Annotated in this window: 26 protein-coding genes; 17 read left to right on the top strand and 9 right to left on the bottom strand. The window is 64.5% G+C overall.

What is annotated here, in order from left to right:
• Positions 1-42 precede the first annotated feature (42 nt).
• From BCCGELA001_RS15790 to BCCGELA001_RS15800, 3 genes are all read left to right on the top strand, one after another.
• Positions 43-534, top strand: a complete 492-nt coding sequence (locus BCCGELA001_RS15790) for a GNAT family N-acetyltransferase (protein ID WP_060737674.1) — start codon at positions 43-45, stop codon at positions 532-534.
• Positions 531-2129 carry a citramalate synthase gene (gene cimA / locus BCCGELA001_RS15795; protein WP_060735746.1) on the top strand — a complete coding sequence of 533 codons (1599 nt, stop codon included), beginning with the start codon at positions 531-533 and terminating at the stop codon, positions 2127-2129. Before BCCGELA001_RS15790 ends, cimA begins: the two co-directional genes overlap by 4 nt.
• Positions 2130-2265: 136 nt before the next feature.
• Positions 2266-2643 (top strand): VOC family protein, encoded by a 378-nt coding sequence (locus BCCGELA001_RS15800; protein WP_008552800.1) that lies wholly within the window; start codon positions 2266-2268, stop codon positions 2641-2643.
• A gap of 3 nt (positions 2644-2646) precedes the next feature.
• Here BCCGELA001_RS15800 and BCCGELA001_RS15805 read toward each other — a convergent pair whose 3' ends face one another.
• Positions 2647-3252 carry a TIGR00730 family Rossman fold protein gene (locus BCCGELA001_RS15805; RefSeq protein WP_060735747.1) on the bottom strand — a complete coding sequence of 202 codons (606 nt, stop codon included), beginning with the start codon at positions 3250-3252 and terminating at the stop codon, positions 2647-2649.
• A 202-nt stretch (positions 3253-3454) separates the two neighbouring features.
• Here BCCGELA001_RS15805 and BCCGELA001_RS15810 point away from each other — a divergent pair, with 202 nt between their 5' ends.
• From BCCGELA001_RS15810 to BCCGELA001_RS15825, 4 genes are all read left to right on the top strand, one after another.
• Positions 3455-5413, top strand: coding sequence for an ABCB family ABC transporter ATP-binding protein/permease (locus BCCGELA001_RS15810; protein WP_060735748.1), 1959 nt, complete (start codon positions 3455-3457; stop codon positions 5411-5413).
• 82 nt (positions 5414-5495) lie between these two features.
• On the top strand, positions 5496-6194 hold the full coding sequence (locus BCCGELA001_RS15815) for a phosphatidylserine decarboxylase (RefSeq protein ID WP_060735749.1): 699 nt from the start codon (positions 5496-5498) through the stop codon (positions 6192-6194).
• 86 nt (positions 6195-6280) lie between these two features.
• Complete coding sequence (locus BCCGELA001_RS15820; RefSeq protein WP_060735750.1) at positions 6281-7162, top strand: CDP-alcohol phosphatidyltransferase family protein; 882 nt, start codon at positions 6281-6283, stop codon at positions 7160-7162.
• A 114-nt stretch (positions 7163-7276) separates the two neighbouring features.
• Positions 7277-7996, top strand: a complete 720-nt coding sequence (locus tag BCCGELA001_RS15825; protein WP_060737675.1) for an RraA family protein — start codon at positions 7277-7279, stop codon at positions 7994-7996.
• 17 nt (positions 7997-8013) lie between these two features.
• Here BCCGELA001_RS15825 and BCCGELA001_RS15830 read toward each other — a convergent pair whose 3' ends face one another.
• Complete coding sequence (locus tag BCCGELA001_RS15830; RefSeq protein WP_008552768.1) at positions 8014-8301, bottom strand: hypothetical protein; 288 nt, start codon at positions 8299-8301, stop codon at positions 8014-8016.
• Between the two features lie 312 nt (positions 8302-8613).
• On the opposite strand from BCCGELA001_RS15830, the gene BCCGELA001_RS15835 reads away from it, so the two are divergent.
• From BCCGELA001_RS15835 to BCCGELA001_RS15865, 7 genes are all read left to right on the top strand, one after another.
• Positions 8614-9387: a motility protein A gene (locus BCCGELA001_RS15835; RefSeq protein WP_008552766.1), complete on the top strand. Its 774-nt coding sequence runs from the start codon at positions 8614-8616 to the stop codon at positions 9385-9387.
• A gap of 33 nt (positions 9388-9420) precedes the next feature.
• Positions 9421-10248, top strand: coding sequence for an OmpA/MotB family protein (locus BCCGELA001_RS15840; protein WP_008552764.1), 828 nt, complete (start codon positions 9421-9423; stop codon positions 10246-10248).
• A 173-nt stretch (positions 10249-10421) separates the two neighbouring features.
• Positions 10422-12323, top strand: a complete 1902-nt coding sequence (locus BCCGELA001_RS15845) for a potassium transporter Kup (protein WP_060737676.1) — start codon at positions 10422-10424, stop codon at positions 12321-12323.
• A 139-nt stretch (positions 12324-12462) separates the two neighbouring features.
• The gene (locus tag BCCGELA001_RS15850) at positions 12463-14391 is read left to right on the top strand and encodes a potassium transporter Kup (RefSeq protein WP_060735751.1); all 1929 of its coding nucleotides are present in this window, start codon (positions 12463-12465) and stop codon (positions 14389-14391) included.
• A 308-nt stretch (positions 14392-14699) separates the two neighbouring features.
• On the top strand, positions 14700-15026 hold the full coding sequence (locus tag BCCGELA001_RS15855) for a rhodanese-like domain-containing protein (protein ID WP_060737677.1): 327 nt from the start codon (positions 14700-14702) through the stop codon (positions 15024-15026).
• Positions 15027-15034: 8 nt separating this feature from the next.
• Complete coding sequence (locus BCCGELA001_RS15860; protein ID WP_060735752.1) at positions 15035-16213, top strand: aminotransferase; 1179 nt, start codon at positions 15035-15037, stop codon at positions 16211-16213.
• A gap of 7 nt (positions 16214-16220) precedes the next feature.
• On the top strand, positions 16221-17348 hold the full coding sequence (locus tag BCCGELA001_RS15865; protein ID WP_060735753.1) for a polyamine ABC transporter substrate-binding protein: 1128 nt from the start codon (positions 16221-16223) through the stop codon (positions 17346-17348).
• A gap of 101 nt (positions 17349-17449) precedes the next feature.
• Here the strand turns inward: BCCGELA001_RS15865 and BCCGELA001_RS15870 are convergent, their stop codons facing one another.
• The 6 genes from BCCGELA001_RS15870 to BCCGELA001_RS15895 form a co-directional block, all read right to left on the bottom strand.
• Positions 17450-18382: a lipid A biosynthesis lauroyl acyltransferase gene (locus tag BCCGELA001_RS15870; protein ID WP_008552735.1), complete on the bottom strand. Its 933-nt coding sequence runs from the start codon at positions 18380-18382 to the stop codon at positions 17450-17452.
• Positions 18383-18390: 8 nt separating this feature from the next.
• Positions 18391-19668 (bottom strand): beta-ketoacyl-ACP synthase, encoded by a 1278-nt coding sequence (locus BCCGELA001_RS15875; protein ID WP_060735754.1) that lies wholly within the window; start codon positions 19666-19668, stop codon positions 18391-18393.
• A gap of 46 nt (positions 19669-19714) precedes the next feature.
• A complete protein-coding gene (locus tag BCCGELA001_RS15880) occupies positions 19715-20923 on the bottom strand; it encodes a beta-ketoacyl-ACP synthase (protein WP_060735755.1) in 1209 nt (402 codons plus the stop codon).
• Positions 20920-21390, bottom strand: a complete 471-nt coding sequence (locus BCCGELA001_RS15885) for a 3-hydroxyacyl-ACP dehydratase FabZ family protein (RefSeq protein ID WP_008552714.1) — start codon at positions 21388-21390, stop codon at positions 20920-20922. The genes BCCGELA001_RS15880 and BCCGELA001_RS15885 overlap by 4 nt, the downstream gene beginning before the upstream one ends.
• 10 nt (positions 21391-21400) lie before the next feature.
• Positions 21401-21688, bottom strand: a complete 288-nt coding sequence (locus BCCGELA001_RS15890; RefSeq protein WP_007592476.1) for an acyl carrier protein — start codon at positions 21686-21688, stop codon at positions 21401-21403.
• A 222-nt stretch (positions 21689-21910) separates the two neighbouring features.
• Positions 21911-22252, bottom strand: coding sequence for a hypothetical protein (locus BCCGELA001_RS15895; protein ID WP_060735756.1), 342 nt, complete (start codon positions 22250-22252; stop codon positions 21911-21913).
• Positions 22253-22578: 326 nt separating this feature from the next.
• Between BCCGELA001_RS15895 and BCCGELA001_RS15900 the strand changes: the two genes are divergently transcribed.
• The gene (locus BCCGELA001_RS15900; RefSeq protein WP_008552710.1) at positions 22579-23202 is read left to right on the top strand and encodes a ParB-like protein; all 624 of its coding nucleotides are present in this window, start codon (positions 22579-22581) and stop codon (positions 23200-23202) included.
• A 6-nt stretch (positions 23203-23208) separates the two neighbouring features.
• Here the strand turns inward: BCCGELA001_RS15900 and BCCGELA001_RS38330 are convergent, their stop codons facing one another.
• Positions 23209-23364 (bottom strand): hypothetical protein, encoded by a 156-nt coding sequence (locus tag BCCGELA001_RS38330; RefSeq protein WP_008552708.1) that lies wholly within the window; start codon positions 23362-23364, stop codon positions 23209-23211.
• A 211-nt stretch (positions 23365-23575) separates the two neighbouring features.
• Between BCCGELA001_RS38330 and BCCGELA001_RS38335 the strand changes: the two genes are divergently transcribed.
• Both BCCGELA001_RS38335 and BCCGELA001_RS38340 read left to right on the top strand, forming a co-directional pair.
• Positions 23576-23719: a hypothetical protein gene (locus BCCGELA001_RS38335; protein ID WP_167520680.1), complete on the top strand. Its 144-nt coding sequence runs from the start codon at positions 23576-23578 to the stop codon at positions 23717-23719.
• 177 nt (positions 23720-23896) lie between these two features.
• Positions 23897-24064 carry a hypothetical protein gene (locus BCCGELA001_RS38340; protein WP_008552704.1) on the top strand — a complete coding sequence of 56 codons (168 nt, stop codon included), beginning with the start codon at positions 23897-23899 and terminating at the stop codon, positions 24062-24064.
• Positions 24065-24137: the final 73 nt, after the last annotated feature.

Raw genomic sequence — 24137 nt, forward strand, 5'->3', positions numbered from 1 at the left:
CGTGGCGATCGTGACGAAACTCTACGGGATGTGGTGAAGACGATGGCACAAGCTCACCCCAAGCCCGGCTTGCGGCCCTTCCTGCCGGCGGACGTGCCGGTCCTCGCGGCGATCTTCGCGGCCAGCATCGAGGAGCTGACCGGCGACGATTATAGCGAGGCGCAGCAGGAAGCCTGGATGGCCGCCGCCGAGGACGAGGAGTTCGGCAAGCGGCTCGCCGCCGACCTGACGCTGATCGCGACGCTGGAGGGCTCACCCGTGGGCTTCGCCTCACTGCGCGGCAACGATCACATCCGCATGCTCTATGTGCATCCGGCGGTCGCCGGGCAGGGGATCGCGACCATGCTGGTCGACGCGCTGGAGAAGCTCGCCGGCGGCCGCGGCGCCGCCAGCCTTTCGGTGGACGCCAGCGACACCGCCCAGGGCTTCTTCGCCAAGCGCGGCTACACCGCCCAGCAGCGCAACAGCGTCACCATGAATGACGAGTGGCTCGCCAACACCACCATGAAGAAGACGCTCGGAGCGGCGCAATGAGCAAGGAGCGTCTTTATCTGTTCGACACCACGCTGCGCGACGGCGCGCAGACCAATGGCGTCGATTTCACCCTGACCGACAAGCAGGTCATCGCCGCGATGCTCGATGATCTCGGCATCGACTATGTCGAGGGCGGCTATCCCGGCGCCAATCCGCTCGACAGCGAGTTCTTCGCGACCAAGCCCAAGCTCAATCATGCGCGCTTCACCGCCTTCGGCATGACGCGGCGGGCGGGGCGCTCGGTCTCCAACGACCCCGGTGTAGCCGGGCTGCTGGAGGCGAAGGCGGATGCGATCTGCTTCGTCGCAAAATCCTCGGCCTATCAGGTGCGCGTTGCGCTGGAGACGACGAAGGAGGAGAACCTCGCCTCGATCCGCGACAGCGTCGCAGCGGCAAAGGCCGCCGGACGCGAAGTGATGCTGGACTGCGAGCATTTCTTCGACGGCTACAAGGAGGATGCGGGTTTTGCGCTGGCCTGCGCCAAGGCCGCCTATGAGGCGGGCGCGCGCTGGGTGGTGCTGTGCGACACCAATGGCGGCACCATGCCTGACGAGGTCGAGGCCATCGTCAGAGAGGTGACCAAGCACATCCCCGGCGATCATGTCGGCATCCACGCCCATAACGACACCGAGCAGGCGGTCGCCAATTCGCTCGCGGCCGTGCGCGCCGGCGCCCGGCAGATCCAGGGCACGCTGAACGGCCTCGGCGAGCGTTGCGGCAATGCCAATCTGTGCTCGCTGATCCCGACGCTGAAATTGAAGAAGGGTTTTGCCGACGCCTTCGAGATCGGCGTCACCACGGACAAGCTGGCGACGCTCGTCAAGGTCTCGCGCACCCTCGACGACATGCTCAACCGGGTGCCAAACCGGCATGCGGCCTATGTCGGCGAGAGTGCCTTCGTCACCAAGACCGGCATTCATGCCTCCGCCGTGCTCAAGGACCCGCAGACCTATGAGCATGTGTTGCCGGAGCTGGTCGGCAACCACCGCAAGGTGCTGGTGTCCGACCAGGCCGGGCGTTCCAACGTCATCGCCGAGCTCGACCGCGCCGGCATCCCTTATGAGAAGAGTGATCCGAAGCTGACGCGCCTCGTCGAGGAATTGAAGGATCGCGAGGCGCAAGGCTACGCCTATGAATCCGCTAATGCCTCGTTCGAGCTTCTGGCGCGGCGGACGCTCGGCAAGGTGCCGCATTATTTCGAGGTCGAGCAATTCGACGTCAATGTCGAGCAGCGCTATAATTCGCACGGCGAGCGCGTCACCGTGGCGCTGGCGGTCGTCAAGGTCGATGTTGCCGGCGAGCGCCTGATCTCGGCGGCCGAAGGCAACGGTCCCGTCAACGCGCTCGACGTCGCCCTGCGCAAGGATCTCGGCAAGTACCAGAAATACATCGAGGGCCTGAGGCTGATCGACTATCGCGTGCGTATCCTCAATGGCGGCACCGGCGCGGTGACGCGCGTGCTGATCGAGAGCGAGGACGAGAACGGCGACCGCTGGACCACGGTCGGCGTGTCCCCGAACATCATCGACGCCTCGTTCCAGGCGCTGATGGATTCGGTGATCTACAAGCTCGTGAAGTCGGGCGCGCCGGCGTAGGCCCACGACAACTGTCATACCCCGCGAAAGCGGGGTATCCAGTACGCTGCGGCCTTTCCGTAACGCCGCGATGTCTTGGAGTACTGGATCGCCGTCAAGCCGGGCGATGACAGTTGGGGTGAGGAGAGGGCGGGCCATGATCGACCACATCTCGGTCGGCGTCAGCGATCTCGATCGCGCCGCGAAATTCTACGAGGCGACACTTGCCGCGCTCGGCCTGACGCGTCTCGTGACGCGGCCGCGGACGGTCGGCTTCGGCAAGGCTTATCCGGAATTCTGGATCAATCTGCGCGAGGGCATGCCACGCGTCCCGCCGGAAAGCGGCGTGCACATCTGCCTGCGCGCGAAGACGACCGATGAGGTCGATGCGTTTCACGTCGCCGCGCTGTCCGCCGGTGGTGGCTCCGACGGCGCGCCCGGCATCCGTCCGCACGATCGCGTGCGCTATTACGCCGCCTTCGTCACCGATCCCGACGGCAACCGGATCGAGGCGGTGACGTTTCCGAGCGAATAGCCGTCAGAGCTTGCGCGCGACGTCCGGGGCCATCTGCTTTTCCGCCTCGGCGACCTGCGCCGCGGCCGCCTTCAGCTTCGGCAAAATGTCCTCGACGCGATCGGCCTTGAGGATGTCGATTGAAAGGCCGGCGCGGATGAACTCCGTTTGTCGCATATGCGACAGCAGCGAGAACAGCGGCTCCCAGAAATTGTCGATATTGGCGAGCAGCACCGGCTTGGCGTGGCGGCCGAGCTGCTTCCAGGTCATCTGCTCGACCAGCTCTTCCAGGGTGCCGACGCCGCCCGGCAGCGCCACGAAGGCGTCGGAGCGCTCGAACATCAGCCGCTTGCGCTCGTGCATGTCGGGAGTGACGATCATTTCCTGCACGCGCGTCAGCGCGTTCTCGCGCGCCCTCAGGAAGTCGGGGATGATGCCGGTGACGGTACCGCCGTGATCGAGCACGGAGGTGGCGACCGCGCCCATCAGGCCGAGCGAGCCGCCGCCATAGACCAGACGGATGTTGTTCTCGGCGAGGGCCTTGCCGAATGCCTCGGCACCTTCAACGAAGCGGGGATTGGTTCCAGGGCCGGAGCCGCAATAGACACAGACGGTTTTGATCGTGCTCATTGGTGCCATGATGCATTGCAGCGAAGAGGCGTCAAGCCCTTCAGGTGATTCGATACTCCCGGAAATCTACCGGTAAATGGCGACAAACAATCGAAGATTCGCCATTTGGCGGGGTGCGCTGGCATCGGCAAGGCTCTATATGACGGGCTGAAAATCGTAAATTGCAGTTTCGCCTGCATCCGGCGGGCTTTCAGGCTTCTTGATGGACCAACCTCAATCGTTCGACGGCGCCGACGTTCCTGATCCTCCCGTACAAGGACCACTGGAGCGGGCCACGCTGATGGGCACGCTGGCGCATCTGTGGCCCTATATCTGGCCGGGCGACCGCTTCGATCTGAAGATGCGGGTGGTCTGGTCGCTGGTGCTGCTGCTCGCGGCCAAGCTGATCACGCTCACCGTGCCGTTCAGCTTCAAATGGGCGACGGACGCGCTGACCGGCGCCAATACCGCGCCGGTCGCGGCCGGCAATTGGCACCTCTGGGTGATCGCTTCGCCGCTGCTGCTGACCGCAAGCTATGGCCTGATGCGCATCCTGATGGCGGTGCTGACGCAATGGCGCGACGGCATCTTTGCCCGCGTCGCCATGCACGCGGTGCGCAAGCTTGCGACCCTCACTTTCATCCACATGCACGAGCTGTCGCTGCGCTTTCATCTCGAACGCAAGACCGGTGGCCTGACGCGCGTGCTCGAGCGCGGCCGCGAGGGCATCGAGGTGATCGTGCGCATGGTGATCCTCCAGCTGATCCCGACCATTGTCGAGGTCACGCTGCTGATGGCTGTGCTGCTCTGGCAGTTCGACTGGCGCTACGTGGTCGCGACCCTGATCACGGTCACGCTCTACATGTACTACACCTACATCGCGACCGAGTGGCGAATCGGCATCCGCCGCAAGATGAACGATTCCGACACCGAGGCGAACACCAAGGCGATCGACTCGCTGCTCAATTACGAGACGGTGAAGTATTTCGGCGCCGAGGCGCGCGAGGCGCAGCGCTACGACAAATCGGTCGAGCGTTACGAAGAGGCGAGCGTCCGCACCTATACCTCGCTCGCGGTGCTCAACACCGGGCAGGCCGTGATCTTCACGCTCGGGCTGACCGCGACCATGCTGATGTGCGCGATCGGCGTGCGCAACGGCACCAACACGGTCGGTGATTTCGTGCTGGTCAACGCCATGATGATCCAGCTCTACCAGCCGCTGAATTTCATGGGCATGGTCTATCGCGAGATCAAGCAGGCGATCATCGACATCGAGAAGATGTTCAACGTGCTGGGTCGCGAGGCCGAGATCAACGACGCGCCCGATGCGCAGCCGCTGGTCATTTCTGCCGGCACCGTGCGCTTCGAGGACGTGCGCTTTGCCTATGAGCCGACGCGCCCGATCCTGAAAGGCATCAGCTTCGAGGTGCCGGCCGGCAAGACGGTCGCGATCGTCGGCCCGTCCGGCGCCGGCAAGTCGACGATCTCGCGTCTGCTGTTCCGCCTCTACGACGTCTCCGGCGGGAAGATCATGATCGACGGTCAGGACATTCGCGCGGTCACGCAGGATTCACTGCGCGCATCCATCGGCATGGTGCCGCAGGACACCGTGCTGTTCAACGACACCATCCGCTACAACATCCGCTACGGCCGCTGGGACGCCAGCGATGCCGAGGTCGAAGAGGCGGCGCGGCTCGCGCAGATCGACCATTTCATCCGCATGGCGCCGATGGGCTACGAGACCCAGGTCGGCGAGCGCGGCCTGAAGCTCTCGGGCGGCGAGAAGCAGCGCGTCGCGATCGCGCGCACCGTCCTGAAGGCGCCGCCGATCCTGGTGCTGGACGAGGCGACCTCGGCGCTCGACACCCACACCGAGCACGAGATCCAGGGCGCGCTCGATCGCGTGGCGAAAAACCGCACCTCGCTGGTGATCGCGCACCGGCTCTCGACCATCGTCGGTGCCGACGAGATCATCGTGCTGGACCAGGGCCGCATCGCCGAGCGCGGCACCCACGCAAAACTGCTCGCGCAAGGCGGCCTCTATGCCAGCATGTGGAACAGGCAGCGCGAGGCCGAGGCGGCTCGGGAGAAACTGGCCAAGATGGCCGACTCTGGCGAGGCGCCCAACCGGGAGCCGCCACCGGTCAGCGACGCCCTGACGACACCTGCGGCGGCGGAGTGACCTTGTCTCCGGTCCCAACTCTGGCCTAAACAAGCGCGCGCGACGACCCGTGCGTGCCATTAACCCAGACCGGCAGATAACGATGTCCATTCTCGATTCGATCCAGCGTCAGATCCCGCCGATCCACAAGGAGGGCTATCCCTTCATCGGCGGCTTTGCGCTGGCAAGCCTGGTCCTGTTCTGGCTGTGGTCGCCGCTGGGGTGGATCGGCACGATCCTGACCGTATGGTGCGCGCTGTTCTTCCGCGATCCCGTCCGGGTGACGCCCGTGCGCGAGGGGCTCGTGGTGTCGCCGGCCGACGGCCGCGTCTCGATGATCACCATGGCGCTGCCGCCGGCCGAACTCGGCCTCGGCGACCGGCCGCTGCCGCGCATCTCGGTGTTCATGAGCGTGTTCAATTGCCATGTGAACCGCAGCCCGATCGCGGGCAGGGTGGACCGTATCGCATACCGGCCCGGCCTGTTCATCAATGCCGAGCTCGACAAGGCGAGCGAGGACAACGAGCGCAACTCGCTCGTGATCACGACGCCGACCGCGCGGATCGGCGTGATCCAGATCGCCGGCCTCGTCGCCAAGCGCATCGTCTGTTTCGTCAAGGAAGGGCAGGCGATCGGCGCCGGCGAGCGCTTCGGCCTGATCCGCTTCGGCTCGCGCCTCGACGTCTATCTGCCGTTGGGCACCAAGGCGCTGGTGTCGGAAGGGCAGACTGCAATCGCCGGCGAGACGATTCTGGCTGACCTCGCCGGAGACGATTCCGGGCGCACTTACCGCAACAATTAACCAATAGTCGGTCCTTTCGGGCGTTCCGCGGCAATGGCGGAGGGGGATGTGGCTTGCTATATCTCGCCGTGAGGTGAGGACGAGCCATGACGCCCTATGATTTCAAGGACCCCGATACGCGCCGCCGGCGGTTCCGCCCGATTCCGGTGCGGATGCTGGTGCCGAACGTCATCACGCTGCTGGCGATCTGCGCCGGCCTGACCTCGATCCGGCTGTCGATCGAGGGACACATTTCGCTGGCCGTCTACGCAATCGTGTTCGCGGCCGCGCTCGACGGCATCGACGGGCGCATCGCGCGCATGATCAAGGGCCAGTCCAAGTTCGGCGCCGAGCTCGACAGCCTCGCGGACTTCGTCAATTTCGGCGTGGCGCCCGGTCTGATGCTGTACTTCTGGCAACTGCACGAGCTCGGCAATGCCGGCTGGATCGCCGCGATGGTGTTCGCGATCTCCGGCGGCCTGCGTCTGGCGCGTTTCAACGCCACCATGGACGATCCAAACAAGCCGGCCTTCGCCGCCAATTTCTTCACCGGCGTGCCGGCGCCGGCCGGCGCGATCACCGTGCTGCTGCCGATCTATGTCGCGTTCCTCGGTCTCGGGCGCTGGCCCGTGGCGATGACGGCCGCCTACACGCTGCTGATCGCCTTCCTGATGGTGTCGCGCCTGCCGGTGTTCTCCGGCAAGACCAAGCGCATGCGCGTGCCACCCGAGCTGGTGCTGCCGGCGTTCGTCGCCGTCGTCGTCTTCATCGCGCTCCTGATCGCCTATCCCTGGCATGTGCTCTCGATCGGCACGGTGCTCTATCTGCTCTGCCTGCCGCTCGGCTACAAATCCTACCGCGACCAGGCACGGGCGCTGGAAACCGCTGCGCCGGCGGATGGCGAAATCTCGTCACCGCCCTCGGCGCCGACGATGGCGAACCTGTCGGAGCCGCCGCAGGATGACGACCGGCCCGGACGGCTGCACTGAGTAACAGATATCTGCCATGAAGGCATGCCGAGTTGGGTTGAGTCCCGATCTCGGCTATATCGCCCAGTGCCGGCGGCATCGCGTCAATCAGCCGCCAATCTGGGAGAGAACGCCGTGACCGATAAAGCGACCGGGCCGCTGCCCGCTTCCGTCCTCGAAGCGCTGGGCCGCTATGACACGCCGACCATCTGCAACGCCATGGAGATCGTGGCGCCCGAGCGGCGGCTGATCGGCTACACCACCAAGCAGCTAGTCTGCCCGTTTCCCGATCTGCCCCCGATCGTCGGCTATGCCCGCACGGTCGCGATCCGCTCGGTGCTGAAATCCTCGCTCCCTGCGGAGGAGCAGTCCAAGCGCCGCATCGAATATTACGAATATGTCGGCACCGGCCACGGTCCGCGCATCTCGGTGATCCAGGACATCGACGGCCCCGATGTCGGCTATGGCGCGTTCTGGGGCGAGGTGCAGAGCAACGTGCACAAGGCGCTCGGCTGCCTCGGCGTCATCACCGACGGCTCGATCCGCGACATCCCGCAATGGGCCCCGGGTTTCCAGGCGCTGGCCGGCTCGATCGGCCCGTCCCATGCCTGGGTGCATGCGGAGAGCTTCGGCGGTGAGGTGCGCGTCGCCGGCATGACCGTGAAGTCGGATGATCTCATTCATGCCGACCAGCACGGCGCCATCGTGATCCCGCTCGACGTCGCGGCGAAGCTGCCCGAGGCTGCCGAGCTCTGTGGCCGGCGCGAGACGCCGATCCTGGAGATCGCGCGCAGCCCCGACTTCTCGCTGGAGAAGCTGAAGGCCGCGCTGAAACGCTCGGCGGAGATCCACTGACGACCCGATTGGACGATCTAAGGTCGCGACGGCAGCCGTCCATGTTCCGTCAGGAGCAGGGCGGCCTGATCCGGCTCGCTGAACACGGCGGCGGCGCATCCGATCAGGGTGAAGCCGCCCGCTAGGTCCCACAGGGTGATCGCGCCTGCATTGTCGGGGAGTTGAATCCAGCGCGCGGCGATCACCGCGAACCCGGCCTCGATGAAGAGCAGCACGCTGAAAGCAGGCAGAACCAGCGCCGGCTCGAGCAGATGGACCGAAAGCACCGCCGGAAGCGCGGTGAGAAGACTGAACAAGATCACCATGGCGAATGGCTCCCCCGCGATGGAGCGTGCCGTACAGGACAAACTACCCCCTGGATCCCTCGGCACGGATGTGACGCAGGGCCGCAGTCGGAGGGGGCTGCCGCTCTCCTGCGGTCGATCGTGGTTAGCGAAGTATTGAGAATCCCGCCGCCGGGCGGCCATCGCGGTCGTCTGCGGTCCGGCGAACCAGACTGTCCAGACTTAACCTTTACGCGTCTTTAATGGCGCCGCTCTAGGGTCTGCGATGCGGTTCGGGGTTGAGCCGCACCAGCGGCCAGGACGGCCGTTGTTGCGTAGGCGTTGGAGTCGATAATGGATATCGCAACACTTGTTGGCCTGGTCGCAGGCGCCATTGTCGTGTCGTCGCTGATCCTGATGGGCGGCAGCTTCGGGATGTTCTACGACATCCACGCCGTCATCGTCATCTTCGGCGGCTCATTCGCCGCAACGATGATCCGCTTTCCATTGTCGGCAATGATCCACGGCTTGCCGCTGGGCGCAAAGTTCGCCTTTACCCTGAGCAGCCTTTCGGCGCACGACCTCGTCGACGAACTCGCCCGCATTGCCGAGATCGCCCGCAAACAGGGACCGGTCGGGCTCGAAAAGGTCGAGACCGACGAGCCGTTCCTCGCCAAGGGCATCCGCTACGTCGCCGACGGCTACGACCTCGACTTCATCCGTGACAATCTGGAGCGCGACCGCGACAACTTTCTGATGCACCTCAACGAAGGCAGCAAGATCTATCGCGCGGTCGGCGACTGCGCGCCGGCATTCGGCATGATCGGTACGCTGCTCGGTATGGTGCAAATGTTCTCCAACATGCAGGATCCCTCGAAGCTCGGTCCGTTCATGGCGACCGCGTTGCTGGCGACGCTCTACGGCGCCGTCGTCGCGAACCTGATCTGCCTGCCGATCGCCGACAAGCTGCATGGCAAGCTGCTCGATGAAGAGACCAACCGGACGCTGATCATCGACGGGATTTTGATGATCCGCGATTCCAAGAGCCCGACGCTCGTGCGCGAGATGCTGCTGGCCTATCTGCCGGAGAAGCATCGCCACGCTGAAGGCGAGCCGGTGCCGGCCTGATCGGTCGGGTAGGGCGGTCGCAGAAAGCAGCCAATGGCAAAGAAGAAACGCGAAGAGGCACATGGTGGTCACGGCTGGTTCGTGACCTTTGCCGATCTGATGGCGCTGCTCCTGGCGTTCTTCGTGATGCTGGTCGCGTTCTCCACCCAGGATGCCAACAAGCTGAAGATCGTCGCCGGCTCGATGCGCGAGGCGTTCGGCGTGCAGACCGAAGCGCGCTATTCCGGCATCGTCGAGTCCGATGGCCTGCCGACCCGTCCGCGGCTCAAGAACGTCGACCACATCCAGCCCGAGGATGCTTCCAACACGCCGACGCCGGACCAGGAGGATCGCGAGAAGACCTCAGGCGCGAAGATCAAGGTCGATCGCAATTTCGCGCTCGCCGCCGCCTCGCTGCGCCAAGCCTTGCAGGACATGCCGGAACTGACGGAGATGTCCAAGCACATCATGTTCGAGGAGACCAAGCAGGGCCTCAACCTCGAGATCGTCGATCAGGACGGCCGCTCGATGTTCGCCGACGGCTCCAAGGTGCCTTACGACCGCACCCGCCGCCTGGTCGAGAAGCTTGCGATTCCGCTCAAGGCGACACCGCTGCGCGTTTCGATCGCCGGCCACACCGCGGCGGGCTTCGTGCCGACCCGCAGCGACTACGGCGCCTTCGACCTTTCGGCCGATCGCGCCAATGCCGTGCGCCAGATCCTCGAGCGCGAAGGCTTGCCGTCGTCGCACATCTTCGCCGTCTCGGGCAAGGCGGACACCCAGCCGCTGTTTCCGGACGATCCTTCGCTCGCCGCCAATCGGCGGGTGACTATCACCTTGATGCGCGAAGACCCGCCACTGCCGCCAAACCTGAAGCCCTAACGGTCTTGCATTACCATTTTACCTGAGGCATGTCGTCGCGCAGGCGATCAACGTTGCTGCGGTGTCACAGCTTCTATCTCGGCGACTGCTATGGTGGCGGGCCGATTGACAGGCGCGTCGGAACCGTCGAAAGGCGCCGGATCGAATTCAGGGACGAAGCGTTTTTCACCCCCATGACGGCGAGCACCTCATCGACCGAGACCCACGACGGGAAGCCGGTCACATCAGGTTTTTGGGCCCTTACGCTCGGGAGCATCGGCGTCGTCTTCGGCGACATCGGCACCTCGCCTCTCTATGCATTCCACGAGGCGGTGAAGGGCGCGGCCCATGGCGAGCCAGTCTCGCGGGCTATCGTGCTGGGCGTGCTCTCGCTGATCCTGTGGGCGCTGCTGATCGTCGTCACCGCCAAATATGTCCTGCTGCTGCTGCGCGCCGACAATAACGGGGAGGGCGGCACGCTGTCGTTGATGGCGCTCGGCCAGCGCGCGCTCGGACGGCGAAGCTGGGTTCTGCTCGCGCTCGGCGTGGTCGGGGCCTCCATGTTCATCGGCGATTCCATGATTACGCCGGCGATCTCGGTGCTGTCGGCGGTCCAAGGCCTGAAGCTCGCTACTCCGGCGTTCGAGCACTACGTCGTGCCGCTCACTGTCCTCATCCTGGCGCTGCTGTTCGCCGTCCAGAGCAAGGGGACCGCACTGGTGGCCTCGGCCTTCGGGCCGGTGATGGTGATATGGTTCGCCGTCATTGCAGTGATGGGGGCCGTCCATATCGCCGACGACCCCACGGTGCTGGCGGCGATCAATCCCTATTATGCGGTGCAGTTCGTGCTGTCGCACGGTGTGATCGGCCTCGTGACTCTTGGCGCCGTGTTCCTGGCGGTGACCGGAGGCGAAGCGCTCTATGCCGATCTCGGTCATTTCGGGCGCAAGCCGATCCAGTCGGCCTGGATGTTCTTCGTGCTGCCCGCGCTCCTGATCAACTATTTCGGGCAGGGCGCGCTGGTGCTGTCCGATCCCAGCGCGATCGAGCATTCCTTCTATCGCATGGTGCCTGACAGTCTGGTGCTGCCGCTGGTCGGCCTTGCGACCGCCGCGACTGTGATCGCGAGCCAGGCCGTGATCACCGGCGCCTATTCGCTGGTCTATCAGGCGGTGCAGCTCGGCCTGCTTCCGCGCTTCGAGGTGCGCTACACCTCCGAGACTCACGCCGGCCAGATCTATCTGCCGCGCGTGAACCGGCTGCTGCTGATCGGCGTGATGCTGCTGGTCTTGCTGTTCCACACCCCCAGCAATCTAGCCTCGGCCTATGGCATCGCGGTCTCCACGACCATGGTCGCCGACGGCATCATGGGCTTCGTCGTGATCTGGAAATTGTGGAACTGGCGCGCCGCCACGGCTGCGGCTGTCATCGTGCCCTTCGTCATCGTCGATTTGAGCTTCTTCAGTGCCAATCTGTTGAAGCTGCTCGATGGTGCCTGGGTGCCGCTGTTGTTTGGCATCGTCATGGTGGGGACGATCTGGACCTGGCGTAAGGGTTCGGGAATCCTGATTCAGAAAACGCGCCGGATCGAGGTGCCGCTGGACGATCTGATCCGGAGCCTGGAAAAGCGGCCGCCGCACATCGTCAAAGGCACCGCGGTGTTCCTCACCAGCGATCCCGCTTTCGTGCCGACCGCGTTGCTGCATAATCTGAAGCACAACAAGGTGCTGCACGAGCACAACGTGGTCCTGACCATTGAAACCGCGCAGACGCCACGGGTCGATCTGTCGGAGCGGTTCCGCATGGAGAAGATCAGCGACAAGTTCTCCAAGGTTCGCCTGCGCTTCGGCTACATGGAGCAGCCGAACGTGCCCAAGGCGCTTGCGATCGCCCGCAAGCAGGGCTGGCAGTTCGACATCATGTCGACGTCGTTCTTCGTGTCGCGGCGCTCGCTGAAAGCTTCGGCGCAATCGGGCATGCCGCTCTGGCAGGATCATTTGTTCATTGCGCTCAGCCGGTCCGCCAACGACGCCACGGACTATTTCCAAATCCCCACGGGTCGGGTGGTGGAAGTCGGAACCCAGGTCACGATCTAACCGCTACGCCTCTGCCATGCCAATTTGCATGGCTAAGCCCCAGAATCGGGCTAGGCCATGCCGGCAGCGCAGGCCTATAAGCCGCGCGCTCTTCCGCCATTGTGCAGTGAAGCATTTTAGAGGCCACCCGGGCTCTCCCATGACAAGCGACGCAGTGATTCCCGCCCTGGAAACGGCGGCGGCCAACGGGCATGGCGAGGCCCACACCACCGCCGGCTTCGGCGCGCTCGCGCTTGGCAGCATCGGCGTCGTCTATGGCGATATCGGCACCAGCCCACTCTACGCCTTCCGCGAGGCGGTGCTGGCGGCCTCGGGCGCCGAAGGGGTGCCGACGCCGGCAGCCGTTCTCGGCGTCGTCTCCCTGATCCTGTGGGCCCTCATCGTCGTGGTGACGCTGAAATATGTCGTCATCCTGCTGCGCGCCGACAACAACGGCGAGGGCGGCACGCTCGCGCTGATGGCCTTGGCCCAGCGCGCTGTCGGCACCGGCGGTGCCACCGTCGTCCTGCTCGGAATCATCTCCGGTGCGCTATTCTATGGCGATGCCGTGATCACGCCGGCGCTCTCGGTGCTGTCGGCGATCGAAGGCATGAAGGACGTCACGCTGCGGTTCGAACCTTATATCGTCCCGCTGACCGTGGTGATCCTGGTCGCGCTGTTCGCGGTGCAATCCCGCGGCACCGCCCGCGTTGCCGCCTTCTTCGGCCCGATCATGTGCGTCTGGTTCGCGGTGCTCGCGGCCGCCGCGATCCACCCGATCATCGAGCAGCCGCAGGTGCTGCTCGCGCTGAATCCGCTCTACGCGGTGTCCTTCATGCTCTCCCACGGCATCATCGGCTTTGTGACGCTAGGTGCGGTGTTCCTGGCGGTCACTGGCGCCGAAGCGCTCTATGCTGATCTCGGCCATTTCGGCAAGCGGCCGATCCAGACTGCCTGGCTGGTCATCGTGCTGCCGTCGCTGGCGCTGAACTATCTGGGGCAGGGGGCGCTCGTGCTCGGCGATCCCGGGGCGATCGTGAGCCCGTTCTTCCAGCTCTTCCCGCAAGGATTCTTCCGCGGCTGCATGGTCGTGCTCGCCACCATGGCGACCGTCATCGCGAGCCAGGCAGTGATCACCGGCGCCTATTCGCTGACGCGTCAGGCGATCCAGCTCGGGCTGCTGCCGCGCTTCGAAATTCGTCATACCTCCGAAGCCCATTCGGGCCAGATCTTCATCCCGCGCATCAACCAGCTGCTGCTGCTCGCCGTGGTGCTGCTGGTGCTGCTGTTCCGCTCCTCCAGCGCGCTGGCGTCCGCCTACGGCATCTCGGTCACCGGCACCATGGTCGTCACGGCGCTGATGGGCTTCGTCGTGGTCTGGAAGGTGTGGCGGTGGTCGCCGATCGCCGCCGGCGCGCTGATTGCGCCGTTCCTGTTCCTCGACATGACTTTCCTCGCCGCGAACCTGCTCAAGGTGGTCGAGGGCGGCTGGGTGCCGCTGGCGCTCGGCGCGCTCATGATCATCCTGATGTACACGTGGCGGCGCGGCAGCCGGCTGCTGTTCGAGAAGTCGCGCAAGCTCGAGTTCCCGCTCGCCGACCTCGTGGCCATGCTGGAGAAGCGGCCGCCCCAGCGCGTGCCCGGCACCGCCGTGTTCCTGACCTCGGACCCGCTCAGTGCGCCGACCGCGCTGATGCATAGTCTGAAACACTACAAGGTTCTGCACGAGAAGAACGTCATTCTCACCATCGAGACGGCGCAGACCCCGCGGATCGATCCGGCCGAGCGGGTCAGGCTGGAGCAGATCTCGCCGACCTTCTCCAAGGTCACGCTGAAGTTCGGCTTCATGGAATCGCCCAATGTGCCGAAGGCGCTGGCGATCGCGCGCAAGCTCGGCTGGCAGTTCGACATCATGTCGACCTCGTTCTTCCTGTCGCGGCGGGCGCTGAAGCCCGCGGTGCATTCCGGCATGCCGCGCTGGCAGGACCGGCTGTTCATCTCGCTGAGCCGCTCGGCCAACGACGCCACCGACTATTTCCAGATCCCGTCCGGCCGTGTGGTCGAGGTCGGAACGCAGGTGACGATCTAGCTAGCTTCACCGCTGTCATCGCCCGCGAAGGCGGGCGATCCAGTACTCCGAGACAGTTGCGGGTTGAATCGACAGGCCGCGGCGTACTGGATTCCCCGCCTGCGCGGGGAATGACACCGAGCGGGGTGGTGAGATGTGAAGCAGGAGCTTCAGGCATCTTGAAAGCCGCGCTTCAACTCGCTGCGATTTAGCTTTAACTTGCGCCGTGCGGCTCAAGCCTTTGTAGCGCTTGATTTTCGCGTCCCGAGAGGCGAGGTTGCGCGCCGGCCGGGATCGCCCAGGCCCACAGGCGCGACGTGGAGGATGAAGTGGCAAACCAGGTACAGGATCTGACCCCGGACGAGGTCTCCAAGGGGGTCGCCGAAGGCCGCTATCTCTTGGTCGACGTGCGCGAGCCGAACGAGGTCGAGGCCGAGGCCTATCCCTACGGCGTCGTGGTGCCGCTCTCGACCTTCAATCCCAAGGCGATCCCGGATCCCGGCGGCAAGGAGATCGTGTTCGCCTGCCGCTCGGGCAAGCGTTCCGTGACCGCCTCGCTCGCGGCACAGGCGGCCGGCTTGCCCTACGACAAGCACCTCGCGGGTGGCATGCTCGGCTGGAAGGCGGCGGGCCTTCCGAGCAAGGTCGGTGGCTGATCGGCCCGATGTCCAAAAGCTCGTCTCTGAACAAGGTCTTCGCCGACCTTCCCGTCACCATCTTCGAGGCGATGTCGCAGGCCGCGCGCGACAACGCCGCCATCAATCTCGGCCAGGGCTTCCCTGACGATCCCGGCCCGGAAGACATCCGCCGCGCCGCGGCCGACGCCTCGCTGAACGGCTACAATCAGTACCCATCCATGATGGGCCTGCCGGAGCTGCGCCAGGCGATCGCGACCCATTACGGCCATTGGCACGGTCTCAAGCTCGATCCGATGAGCGAGGTGATGGTGACCTCCGGCGGTACCGAGGCGCTGACCTCGGCGATCCTCGCGGTGGTGCAGCCGGGCGACGAAGTGGTCTGCTTCCAACCCGTCTATGATTCCTACCTCCCGATCATCCGCCAGGCCGGCGGCATTCCGCGCCTCGTCCGGCTCGAGCCGCCGCACTGGCGGCTGAATGAGGACATGCTGAAAAGCGTGTTCAATTCAAAGACCAAAGCGGTGCTCTTCAACAATCCTCTGAATCCCTCCGCGGTGGTCTATCCGCGCGAGGACCTCGAACTGCTCGCGCGCTACTGCCAGGAGTTCGACGTCATCGCAATCTGCGACGAGGTCTGGGAGCACGTCACCTTCGATGAGCATAAGCACATCCCGCTGATTACCATCCCCGGCATGCGCGAGCGCACCATCAAGGTCGGCTCGGCCGGCAAGATCTTCTCGCTGACGGGCTGGAAGATCGGCTTCGTCTGCGCCGCGCCGCCGCTCCTGCGCGTCGCCGCCAAGGTGCACCAGTTCCTGACCTTCACCACGGCGCCGAACTTGCAGGCCGCCGTCGCCTACGGCCTCGGCAAGTCCGACGATTACTTCCTGTCGATGCGCAAGGACCTGACTCGGAGCAGGGACCGCCTCACCAAGGGCCTCGAAAGCCTCGGCTTCCCCGTCCTGAAGTCGCAGGGCACCTACTTCCTCACCGTCGACCTGTCGCCGCTCGGGCTGAACGAGAGCGACACCGAGTTCTGCTGGCGGATCGTGAAAGAGTACAAGGTCGCGGCGATCCCGGTGTCCGCCTTTTACGAGCAGGATCCCGTGACCTCGGTGGTGCGCTTCTGCTTTGCCAAGAAGGACGAGACTCTCGACACCGCCCTCGAGCGGCTGTCGGACGCAGTGCGCGGGCGCAAGAGGTAGATTTGAGATGACGAATGTCGGCCGATTGAGGCGTTGCTTTTCCTGGCTTTGCCTTGGTTTTGCGATCGCAGCAGCGCTGACATTGCTTTCGCCGCCCGCCGGTGCCCAGGAGCGGGTCGTCAACTTCTACAACTGGTCCAACTACGTGGCGCCTGAGGTCCTCGAGGCCTTCACCAAGGAGACCAGCATCAAGGTCGTCTACGACACCTTCGATGCCAACGAGACGCTGGAAACGCGCCTCATGGCCGGCAAGTCCGGCTACGACGTCGTGGTGCCCACGGCGTATTTCCTCCAGCGCCAGATCAAGGCCAACATCTTCCAGAAGCTCGACAAGACGAAGCTGCCGAATCTGGCCAACGCCTGGCCGATGGTGACCAAGCACCTCGCGACCTACGATCCCGGCAATGACTATGCCGCCAACTACATGTGGGGCACGACAGGCATCGGCTACAACGTCGCCAAGGTGAAGCAGATCCTCGGACCCGACGCCAAGATCGACAGCTGGGACATCGTCTTCAAGCCGGAGAACCTCGCCAAGTTCAGGGACTGCGGCGTGCACATGCTCGACTCCGCGGATGACATCTTCCCGGCGGCGCTGAACTATCTCGGGCTCGATCCGAACTCGACCAAGCAGGCGGACCTGGAGAAGGCCGCTGACGCCGTCGCCAAGGTTCGCCCGTCGGTGCGCAAGTTCCACTCGTCCGAATATCTCAGCGCCCTCGCCACCGGCGAGATTTGCTTCGTGGTCGGCTGGTCCGGCGACATCATGCAGGCCCGCGCCCGTGCGGCCGAGGCCAAGAGTGGTGTCGAGATCGGCTACGCGGTTCCCAAAGAGGGCGCGCAGATGTTCTTCGACAATCTGGCGATTCCTGCCGATGCCAAGAACGTCAAGGAAGCCTACGAGCTGATCAACTATCTCTATCGTCCGGAGGTCGCGGCCAAGAACTCGGACTTCCTGTCCTACGCGAGCGGCAACCTCGCCAGCCAGAAGCTGGTCGATCCGAAGATCCTGAACGACAAGAACATCTATCCGGACGAGGCGACGCTTTCAAAACTGTTCGTCATCACCGCGCGCGAGCCGGCGACCCAGCGCATCATCAATCGGCTCTGGACCAAGGTGAAGACGGGTAGGTAGCGCGCATTCTCGTCATTGCGAGTGAAGCGGAGCAATCCAGCAACTTTCCGCGGAGGCACTCAGGATTGCTTCGTCGCTTCGCTCCTCGCAATGACGGAGCCTTACCGCCACCTGCGATGCAGCCAGAGCCACTGTTCGGGATGCTCGCGCACCCAACTCTCCACCACGCTGGTGATCGCCTGCGTCGTGCCCTGGATGTCGATCTTGCCGTCGGCGTCGCGCACCGGCTGGATCTCCTCGGTGAGCTCGCCGCGGAAGCGGCCGCCGGGCAGGCGGATGATGCGGACGCCGTGGATCGGGCACTCGACCTGGCGCAAGAGCCGCGCCAGCATCGGATTGGCGCGGGTCTTGCGGCCGAAGAAGCTGACCTCGACGCCGGCGGTCAAATACTGGTCGATCAGCATGGCGACGTGCTTGCCGTCCTTCAGCGCCTGCGCGAGCCGCAGCGGCGCGTCGCGGCCCGCCGGGATCAGTGTGCCCATGTTGACCTGGCGCATTTCCTGGATGATGCGGTCGGCGGAGGCGATGTTCGGCCGGCGATACAGGATCGCGGTATCCAACTCGTGCGCGACGGCGGCGAGGGCCGGCACCTCCCAATTGGCGAGATGCGCGGCGAAGATCAGCGCCGGCTTGCCGTCGTCGCGGATCTGGTCGAACAGCTCGATGCTGCGCGGCGACAATTCGATCCGGCTGCTCTCCGGGTGGTCGCGGTCGTAGTCCCAGACGCGGTCGATATGGGCGAACTCGGCGCCGACACGGCCAAGATTGTCCCAGACGCCCATTAGGATCTGTTCGATTTCCTCCGGCGATTTCTCCGGAAAGGCTGCGGTGAGATTGGCGCGGCCGATGCGGTGCTCGCGCAGGCGCGGCCCGATCAGCTTGACAGCCCGCGCGAAGAAATCCGAGGTCTTGGCCGGATCGAAATAGCGCGTGGTGCGCAGCATGCCGACGGTGGCGGCGCCGATCAGGCTGCCGCCGATCGACTTTGCAGCTTCCCGCGCGCGGGCCTTCATCCTCGCAGGAAGCAGCGACATGCGTCCGGTCAGGCCGGTTCGCGGGTCAGGATCAGCGAGGCGTTCTGGCCGCCGAAGCCGAACGAGTTCGACATCACGGCGGTGACGCGGGCATCGCGCGCCTTGTTGCCGACGACGTCGAACAGAATCGTCGGATCCGGCGTCTCGTAATTGATCGTCGGCGGGATGCGCTGATGCTCGAGCGTAAGCAGCGAGAAGATCGCCTCGACGGCGCCGGCGGCGGAGATGGTGTGGCCGACCATCGACTTGTTCGAGGTGACCGGAATCTTCTGCGCGAGCTCGCCGAACACGGCCGAGGTCGTGTTGAACTCCATCTTGTCGTTTTCGGGCGTCGCGGTGCCGTGCGCGTTGATGTGGTCGATCTGGTCGGGCGTCATGCCCGCATCGGCCAGCGTCTTGTTCATGCAGCCGATGATCGGCTTCCCATCGGGAGACGAGCGGGTGCGATGGAAGGAATCGGTGAGTTCGCCGCAGCCGGCGATCACGCCGAGGATCTTTGCGCCGCGCGCAGTTGCGGCCTCATAGCTTTCCAGCACGAGCGCACCGGCGCCTTCCGCCATGACGAAGCCGTCGCGATTCTTCGAGAAGGGGCGGGAGGCTGCCTGCGGCGGATCGTTCTGGGTCGACAGCGCCGAGAGCAGCGAGAAGCGCACCAGCGCTTCCGGATTCACGGTGCCGTCGGTCGCGACACACAGCGCGGCATCGGTCTCGCCGCGCCGGATTGCCTCGACACCGAGCTGGATCGACGTGGCTCCGGACGCGCACGCGGTCGACAGCGAGATCGGCGAGCCCTTGGTGCCAAAGGTCTCGGCGAGGTGCGCGGCGACCGAGCCGAACATGAAGCGGTGATGATAGGCGCTGTACTTGCCGCCGCCGGAGATGCGCAGCAAATCGTCATAGTTGAAGTCGAGCGCACCGACGGCGCGGCCGAGCTCGCGGCGCTGCGGCCATTCGACCTCGACCGGAGCGACCGCGAGGAAGAGGGGACCGGGGAAATCGGCCTTGGCGCCGATGCCGGCCTGCGCGAGCGCTTCCTCGGTCACGATCTCGGCCATCCGCTCGGAAAGGGCAGTGGAGGAGAACGGATCGACGCTGACGAAATCGACGGTGCCGGCCATCGTGGTCTTCAGCCCGTCGACCGGAAAGCGCGTGATGGTGCGGATGCCGGATTCGCCGGCGACGAGCCTAGCCCAATTGTCGGCCTTGCCGGCGCCGAGCGAGGTCATGATGCCCATGCCGGTGACGACGACGACGGGACGCCCGAGTTTGTCGCGTGGTGCAGTCATGTCGATCCCCCGATAGAGCTTAGCATCGGCCAAAGCGCGACGCGCTTCAGCTCACCGCCTCGACCAGCGCCATGCCTTCGCCGCGCCAGTGTCCGGCTCCCACCACAACAATCTGGGTGGGCGCGCCCTGCATTTCAATCTCGGTGCCCGTGGAATCGTTCGGCGGGAACAACGCGCCGCGCGAGATCGCCAGCGCGGCGAGCGCGATGCCGAGCGGGAACTGCGTCTCCATGGTGTGGCCAAACATCGTGCCGGTCGAGCGCACCGGGAGCTCCGCATGGTTCTTCAGGAAGCTGCGCTCCTCGCTCGTCGCCGGCTCCGCGCCGGTCGCGCCCGTGATGATGGCGCCCTTGCCGCCGCGCTTCGGCAGCTTGGCCCAAAGCTTTTCCAGCGTCGCCGTCATCTCGCCAGCCTGCTTTCGGCGCGCCAGATCTGCAACGACGCTCGACAGCTTCGCAAACGGCTTTGCGCCGCGTGCTTCCGCATGCGCCCGCGATTCCAGCACCAGGAACGCGCCGGCCGAGCCTAGCGCGAAGCCGGGATGGTCCTTGCGCCCCCATACCGGTGCGAACTTGTCCTTCAGATTGAAGTCGCCGAATTCGTACAGCACCAGCAGGTCCTTGCGCTCGCCATTGTGCGAGCCGCCAACCAGCGCGATGTCGCTCTCGCCCGAGGCGATGCGCGCCAGCGCGATGCGGGCGGCGTCGGCGCCGGCCACCTCTTCGCCCATGAAAGTGCGCGAGGTGCCGCCGAGCCCGTGCACGATGGCGATGTTACCGGCGAGCAGGTTGGAGAGCTGGGCCAGGAACAGCGTCGGCCTGAGATCGCTCATCAGCCGCTCGTTGAGGAAGCCGGGCGCGTTGGCGCCCTTGGCCTCGGCGGTGAGCACGCCGGTATCGACGTTGAGGTCGCGCTCGCCGCCGCCTGCGGCGATCACCATGTCGATCTTCGACAGGATGTCCTTGTTGCCCTTGATCCCGGCGGAATCGAGTGCCAGGCCGGCGGCGTAGGTGCCGATGCGCTGCCAGGCTTCCATTTGGCGCTGATCGCCCTTTTTCGGAATCTGGCTGTCGAAAGACACCGGCATCAAGGGATGCACGACGTAGGGCGCAAAGCCCTTCTCGTCGACATTGATGCGCTTTTCCTGGAGCGCGGCCCAGTTGGCGTCCAGCCCCTCGCCGAGCGAGGTGGCGAGCCCAATGCCGGTGATCCAGACTTCCGTCTGGCCGGACGTCGTAACGGGAGTGTCAGTCATGGCGATACGGCCTGTTGCGGAAAGCCGACGCGTTTGGCGATCGCGTCCATGTGTCCGCGCATATCCGCATTGGGGAACGGGATCTGTGTGAAGGTGAGGGTCGAGTTGGCGCGCAGCTTGCCGCCGACCCGGATCTTGGCTTCGGTCACTGCATAACCCGAACCCTGATGGGACAGGATCGCCTCGATACTCATGACGTCACCGGGGAAAACCGAGCCGCGGACCTTGGCCTCCTTCACGGCGGCGAGGATCGGCATGCGCTCGAACTTCAGCATTCCGAGCTGCAGCCAACCCGAAGCCTGTGCCATCGATTCGATCAGGAGCACGCCGGGCATCAAGGGATAACCCGGGAAGTGTCCCTCGAAGATGGTGCTTGCGTTCGGAACCTGGGCCTCGACGACAATCGTCTTCTCGTCGACGTTGAGGTCGACGATCCGATCGATCATGTGGAAGTATTCGAGTTGCATGGCTGCGCGCTTAGGCGCTCGCGCCCTTGGCCGCGACGAGCTCGTCGATGCGCGCGCACAGGTTCTTCAATACGAAATACTGCTCGGTGGTGGCCTTGCCGTCGTTGACCTCCTGGGTCCACTTCTCCAGCGGCAGCTTGATGCCGAACTGCTTGTCGATCGCGAAGGCGATATCGAGGAAATCGAGGCTGTCGATGCCGAGATCGTCGATGGCATGGCTATCCGGCGTGATCGTGTCGCGCGGGATGTCGCAGGTTTCAGCGATGATCGTGGCGACCTGATCGAATGTGGAAGACATCACTAAGCCTTTGATATATTGGGGATATTTGTCAGATTTCCAGAGTGGCGCGGGTGGGTGGGCATCGCGCCCTGATGACGCCCTCTAACCCCCCTCTGGCCGGGTCGAAAGCCCGTATATCGGAGCGCCGCCCTGAGTTCAATGGAGCCGGGCAAGCGGAGGGACAGGGCTGGGGATGCCTGCCGCGGCTCCTCCCGGCGAGGGACGGGCGGCGAGCCTGACCTAAATGTGCGGTGTCGTAATCTTGAGGCAGTCTCGGCGGCCCATCAGCACGCAATCCTGGGTCCGGCGCAGCTCGGCGATGCTCACCGCGAGCCAGATCCCGATCGCGGTCAGGGCAATAGTGAAGGCGAGCGCCGCGATGTTCGCGAGCATGCGATGGCGATATTCGTTTGGTTCACTGCGGGGCTGCTCGTAGCGGGACAGGTCGAGCGGCTCAGGCGCGGAGCGCAGTGGCTGCACAGTGCCGCTGCCCCGGCGAATGGTGGGGGAAGGCGAGGTGCGCGGCCTGAACTGGAGCACCCGGTGCTCGTCATCAGAGCTTATGGGCCGCTGGGTTTTCATGGGGCGAGGATCACTCCGAAGCAGCGATTTTTAGATAGCACACGTGACGAACCCGTTGCAGAAAATCTTCTCAACGCGGACGTGTATTGTCTGTTCGCACTATTTTGCATAGCGCCTGCTCAATGCCCGCGGGGCCGGCTGCAACGCTGTCGGGAAAGCGCGGGGTTTCGTCGCAACAATGGCCGGGACGCTCGCGCCTCTGCATTGCAGACCACATCGGCTTGTGATCTCCGCGCACAACCCAACACGTTTTGCTGCCCCAAGGCCCATGGCATAGTCCAGGGAACCGATCCGCCGACTGCAACGATGTAAGGGACCGTTCGACCATGACCAATCCACGCGAGCCGAGAGTGCATCCGGTCCCGATCCTGTCGCTTCGGCCCACGCAGATGACGGTCGGCATGCGCGAGGTCAAGGAGAAACGCAAGCGCTGGCGTCAGCACGACGGGAAGAAGCAGGCCGACCTGCTCGGCAAGCACATGATTCCCGTCGTGTACGGGCCGGATGAGCGCTATTACGTCATCGATCACCACCATCTCGGCCGCGCGCTGCACGACGAGGGCGTCAAGGAGGTGCTGGTGACCGTGATCGGCGACCTCCGAATGGTCGAGCGCGAGGCCTTCTGGGGCGTCATGGACAACAAGCGCTGGGTCTACCCTTACGATGCCAAAGGCGAGAGGCGGCCGTTCCGCGACCTGCCGAAATCGGTCGCCGACCTCAAGGACGACCCCTTTCGCAGTCTTGCGGGCGAGCTCCGCCGCATCGGTGGCTTCGCCAAGGATACGACGCCGTTCTCGGAATTCCTGTGGGCCGACTATCTGCGCCGAAAGCTCTCGCGCAAGCTGATCAATGCCGATTTCGGCAAGGCCATCGAGAAGGCCATGGCTTCGGCCAAAAGCCAGGATGCGATCTATCTGCCGGGCTGGTGCGGACCGGCGGACGACGATTAGGCGCGATCAGTCGCGCTGGAAGATCTTGGCGCCGGGATAGACGCGCCGGGCATAATTCACGACCAGGGCGCGGTCCTGGGTTTCCAAGAACGGCGTTCGGATCTGACACGATCCGACGATGAGGTGCCATAGACCATTGAGCTTTCGGATCACGACGTTCATTTGAGCAGTCCTTGATCACTCCACTTGTCAGCAGATGCTGCGGCCGCCGCAAGACAGCGGCGATACTTGTTAGTTGGTTACGGCCCCGGCTTTGATAAGCCCGATCCCATCACAGGCGCTTGAGCGAAACCAACTTCCGTGGCGATGAAACCGTCCTGAAACAGAGCGGGCCCATCTCTTTGTGGTAGTCGAGCTGACACAGGAGGCCAACATGCGCCGTCTGGTTTTCGCCATTGCCTTGCTCGCGGTCGCTTCAGCAGGGATTTCGGCATCGTTCGCGGCGGTTCACCACGCCAAGACGCTGACGTTCTCCGAGCGCTTTGCGCCGGCGCTCGCGTTGATGAGCAAGCGCTAGAGCCGCATCCGCCGGCTTGGTTTCAATTCCGCGTCAGATTGGCGCTGGGACTCTTGATGTGTCGCAAATCCCTGCCGGCCTGGACGGCTACGATGGCGACGCATGAGGGGCGAGAAGCGCATTGCGGCCAATGCGAGAGCACGCGGGCTCCGGTCATGCTGAGCCGGAGACGCGACGATGAGCCTGATCCTACGCCTTCTATTCGTTGTTGCCGGCGCCATCACGGCGCTGTTCGTCGCGCGGGATGCACTGAACTTCACCATCATCCAGACCTTCGTCGCCATCCTGCTCGTGACGGCCGTCCTGCTCGCCGGCAGCCTCTGGAGCCTGCGGCGGAAGACGTGAGCGGCACGAGAGCGTGAGCCGCGCTGAGGGCTAGATTCTCAGGCGTAGCGATCTTGGCGTGGGTCCCGGCTCT

Origin of the sequence: Bradyrhizobium sp. CCGE-LA001 (assembly GCF_000296215.2) — a bacterium.
Taxonomy (GTDB): Bacteria; Pseudomonadota; Alphaproteobacteria; order Rhizobiales; family Xanthobacteraceae; genus Bradyrhizobium.

What these genes read in the sequence shown, in the direction of transcription:
- BCCGELA001_RS38340 (WP_008552704.1), top strand. Translation starts at nt 23,897, where the DNA reads ATGAGCCTGATCCTACGCCTTCTATTCGTTGTTGCCGGCGCCATCACG.
- BCCGELA001_RS15840 (WP_008552764.1), top strand. Translation starts at nt 9,421, where the DNA reads ATGGCAAAGAAGAAACGCGAAGAGGCACATGGTGGTCACGGCTGGTTC.
- BCCGELA001_RS15865 (WP_060735753.1), top strand. Translation starts at nt 16,221, where the DNA reads ATGACGAATGTCGGCCGATTGAGGCGTTGCTTTTCCTGGCTTTGCCTT.
- BCCGELA001_RS15800 (WP_008552800.1), top strand. Translation starts at nt 2,266, where the DNA reads ATGATCGACCACATCTCGGTCGGCGTCAGCGATCTCGATCGCGCCGCG.
- BCCGELA001_RS15875 (WP_060735754.1), bottom strand. Translation starts at nt 19,668, where the DNA reads ATGACTGCACCACGCGACAAACTCGGGCGTCCCGTCGTCGTCGTCACC.
- BCCGELA001_RS15850 (WP_060735751.1), top strand. Translation starts at nt 12,463, where the DNA reads ATGACAAGCGACGCAGTGATTCCCGCCCTGGAAACGGCGGCGGCCAAC.
- BCCGELA001_RS15880 (WP_060735755.1), bottom strand. Translation starts at nt 20,923, where the DNA reads ATGACTGACACTCCCGTTACGACGTCCGGCCAGACGGAAGTCTGGATC.
- BCCGELA001_RS15810 (WP_060735748.1), top strand. Translation starts at nt 3,455, where the DNA reads ATGGACCAACCTCAATCGTTCGACGGCGCCGACGTTCCTGATCCTCCC.
- BCCGELA001_RS15835 (WP_008552766.1), top strand. Translation starts at nt 8,614, where the DNA reads ATGGATATCGCAACACTTGTTGGCCTGGTCGCAGGCGCCATTGTCGTG.
- BCCGELA001_RS15805 (WP_060735747.1), bottom strand. Translation starts at nt 3,252, where the DNA reads ATGAGCACGATCAAAACCGTCTGTGTCTATTGCGGCTCCGGCCCTGGA.
- BCCGELA001_RS15870 (WP_008552735.1), bottom strand. Translation starts at nt 18,382, where the DNA reads ATGTCGCTGCTTCCTGCGAGGATGAAGGCCCGCGCGCGGGAAGCTGCA.
- BCCGELA001_RS15885 (WP_008552714.1), bottom strand. Translation starts at nt 21,390, where the DNA reads ATGCAACTCGAATACTTCCACATGATCGATCGGATCGTCGACCTCAAC.
- BCCGELA001_RS38330 (WP_008552708.1), bottom strand. Translation starts at nt 23,364, where the DNA reads ATGAACGTCGTGATCCGAAAGCTCAATGGTCTATGGCACCTCATCGTC.
- BCCGELA001_RS15890 (WP_007592476.1), bottom strand. Translation starts at nt 21,688, where the DNA reads ATGTCTTCCACATTCGATCAGGTCGCCACGATCATCGCTGAAACCTGC.
- BCCGELA001_RS15830 (WP_008552768.1), bottom strand. Translation starts at nt 8,301, where the DNA reads ATGGTGATCTTGTTCAGTCTTCTCACCGCGCTTCCGGCGGTGCTTTCG.
- BCCGELA001_RS15815 (WP_060735749.1), top strand. Translation starts at nt 5,496, where the DNA reads ATGTCCATTCTCGATTCGATCCAGCGTCAGATCCCGCCGATCCACAAG.
- BCCGELA001_RS15860 (WP_060735752.1), top strand. Translation starts at nt 15,035, where the DNA reads ATGTCCAAAAGCTCGTCTCTGAACAAGGTCTTCGCCGACCTTCCCGTC.
- BCCGELA001_RS15895 (WP_060735756.1), bottom strand. Translation starts at nt 22,252, where the DNA reads ATGAAAACCCAGCGGCCCATAAGCTCTGATGACGAGCACCGGGTGCTC.
- BCCGELA001_RS15790 (WP_060737674.1), top strand. Translation starts at nt 43, where the DNA reads ATGGCACAAGCTCACCCCAAGCCCGGCTTGCGGCCCTTCCTGCCGGCG.
- BCCGELA001_RS38335 (WP_167520680.1), top strand. Translation starts at nt 23,576, where the DNA reads ATGCGCCGTCTGGTTTTCGCCATTGCCTTGCTCGCGGTCGCTTCAGCA.
- BCCGELA001_RS15820 (WP_060735750.1), top strand. Translation starts at nt 6,281, where the DNA reads ATGACGCCCTATGATTTCAAGGACCCCGATACGCGCCGCCGGCGGTTC.
- BCCGELA001_RS15900 (WP_008552710.1), top strand. Translation starts at nt 22,579, where the DNA reads ATGACCAATCCACGCGAGCCGAGAGTGCATCCGGTCCCGATCCTGTCG.
- cimA (WP_060735746.1), top strand. Translation starts at nt 531, where the DNA reads ATGAGCAAGGAGCGTCTTTATCTGTTCGACACCACGCTGCGCGACGGC.
- BCCGELA001_RS15845 (WP_060737676.1), top strand. Translation starts at nt 10,422, where the DNA reads ATGACGGCGAGCACCTCATCGACCGAGACCCACGACGGGAAGCCGGTC.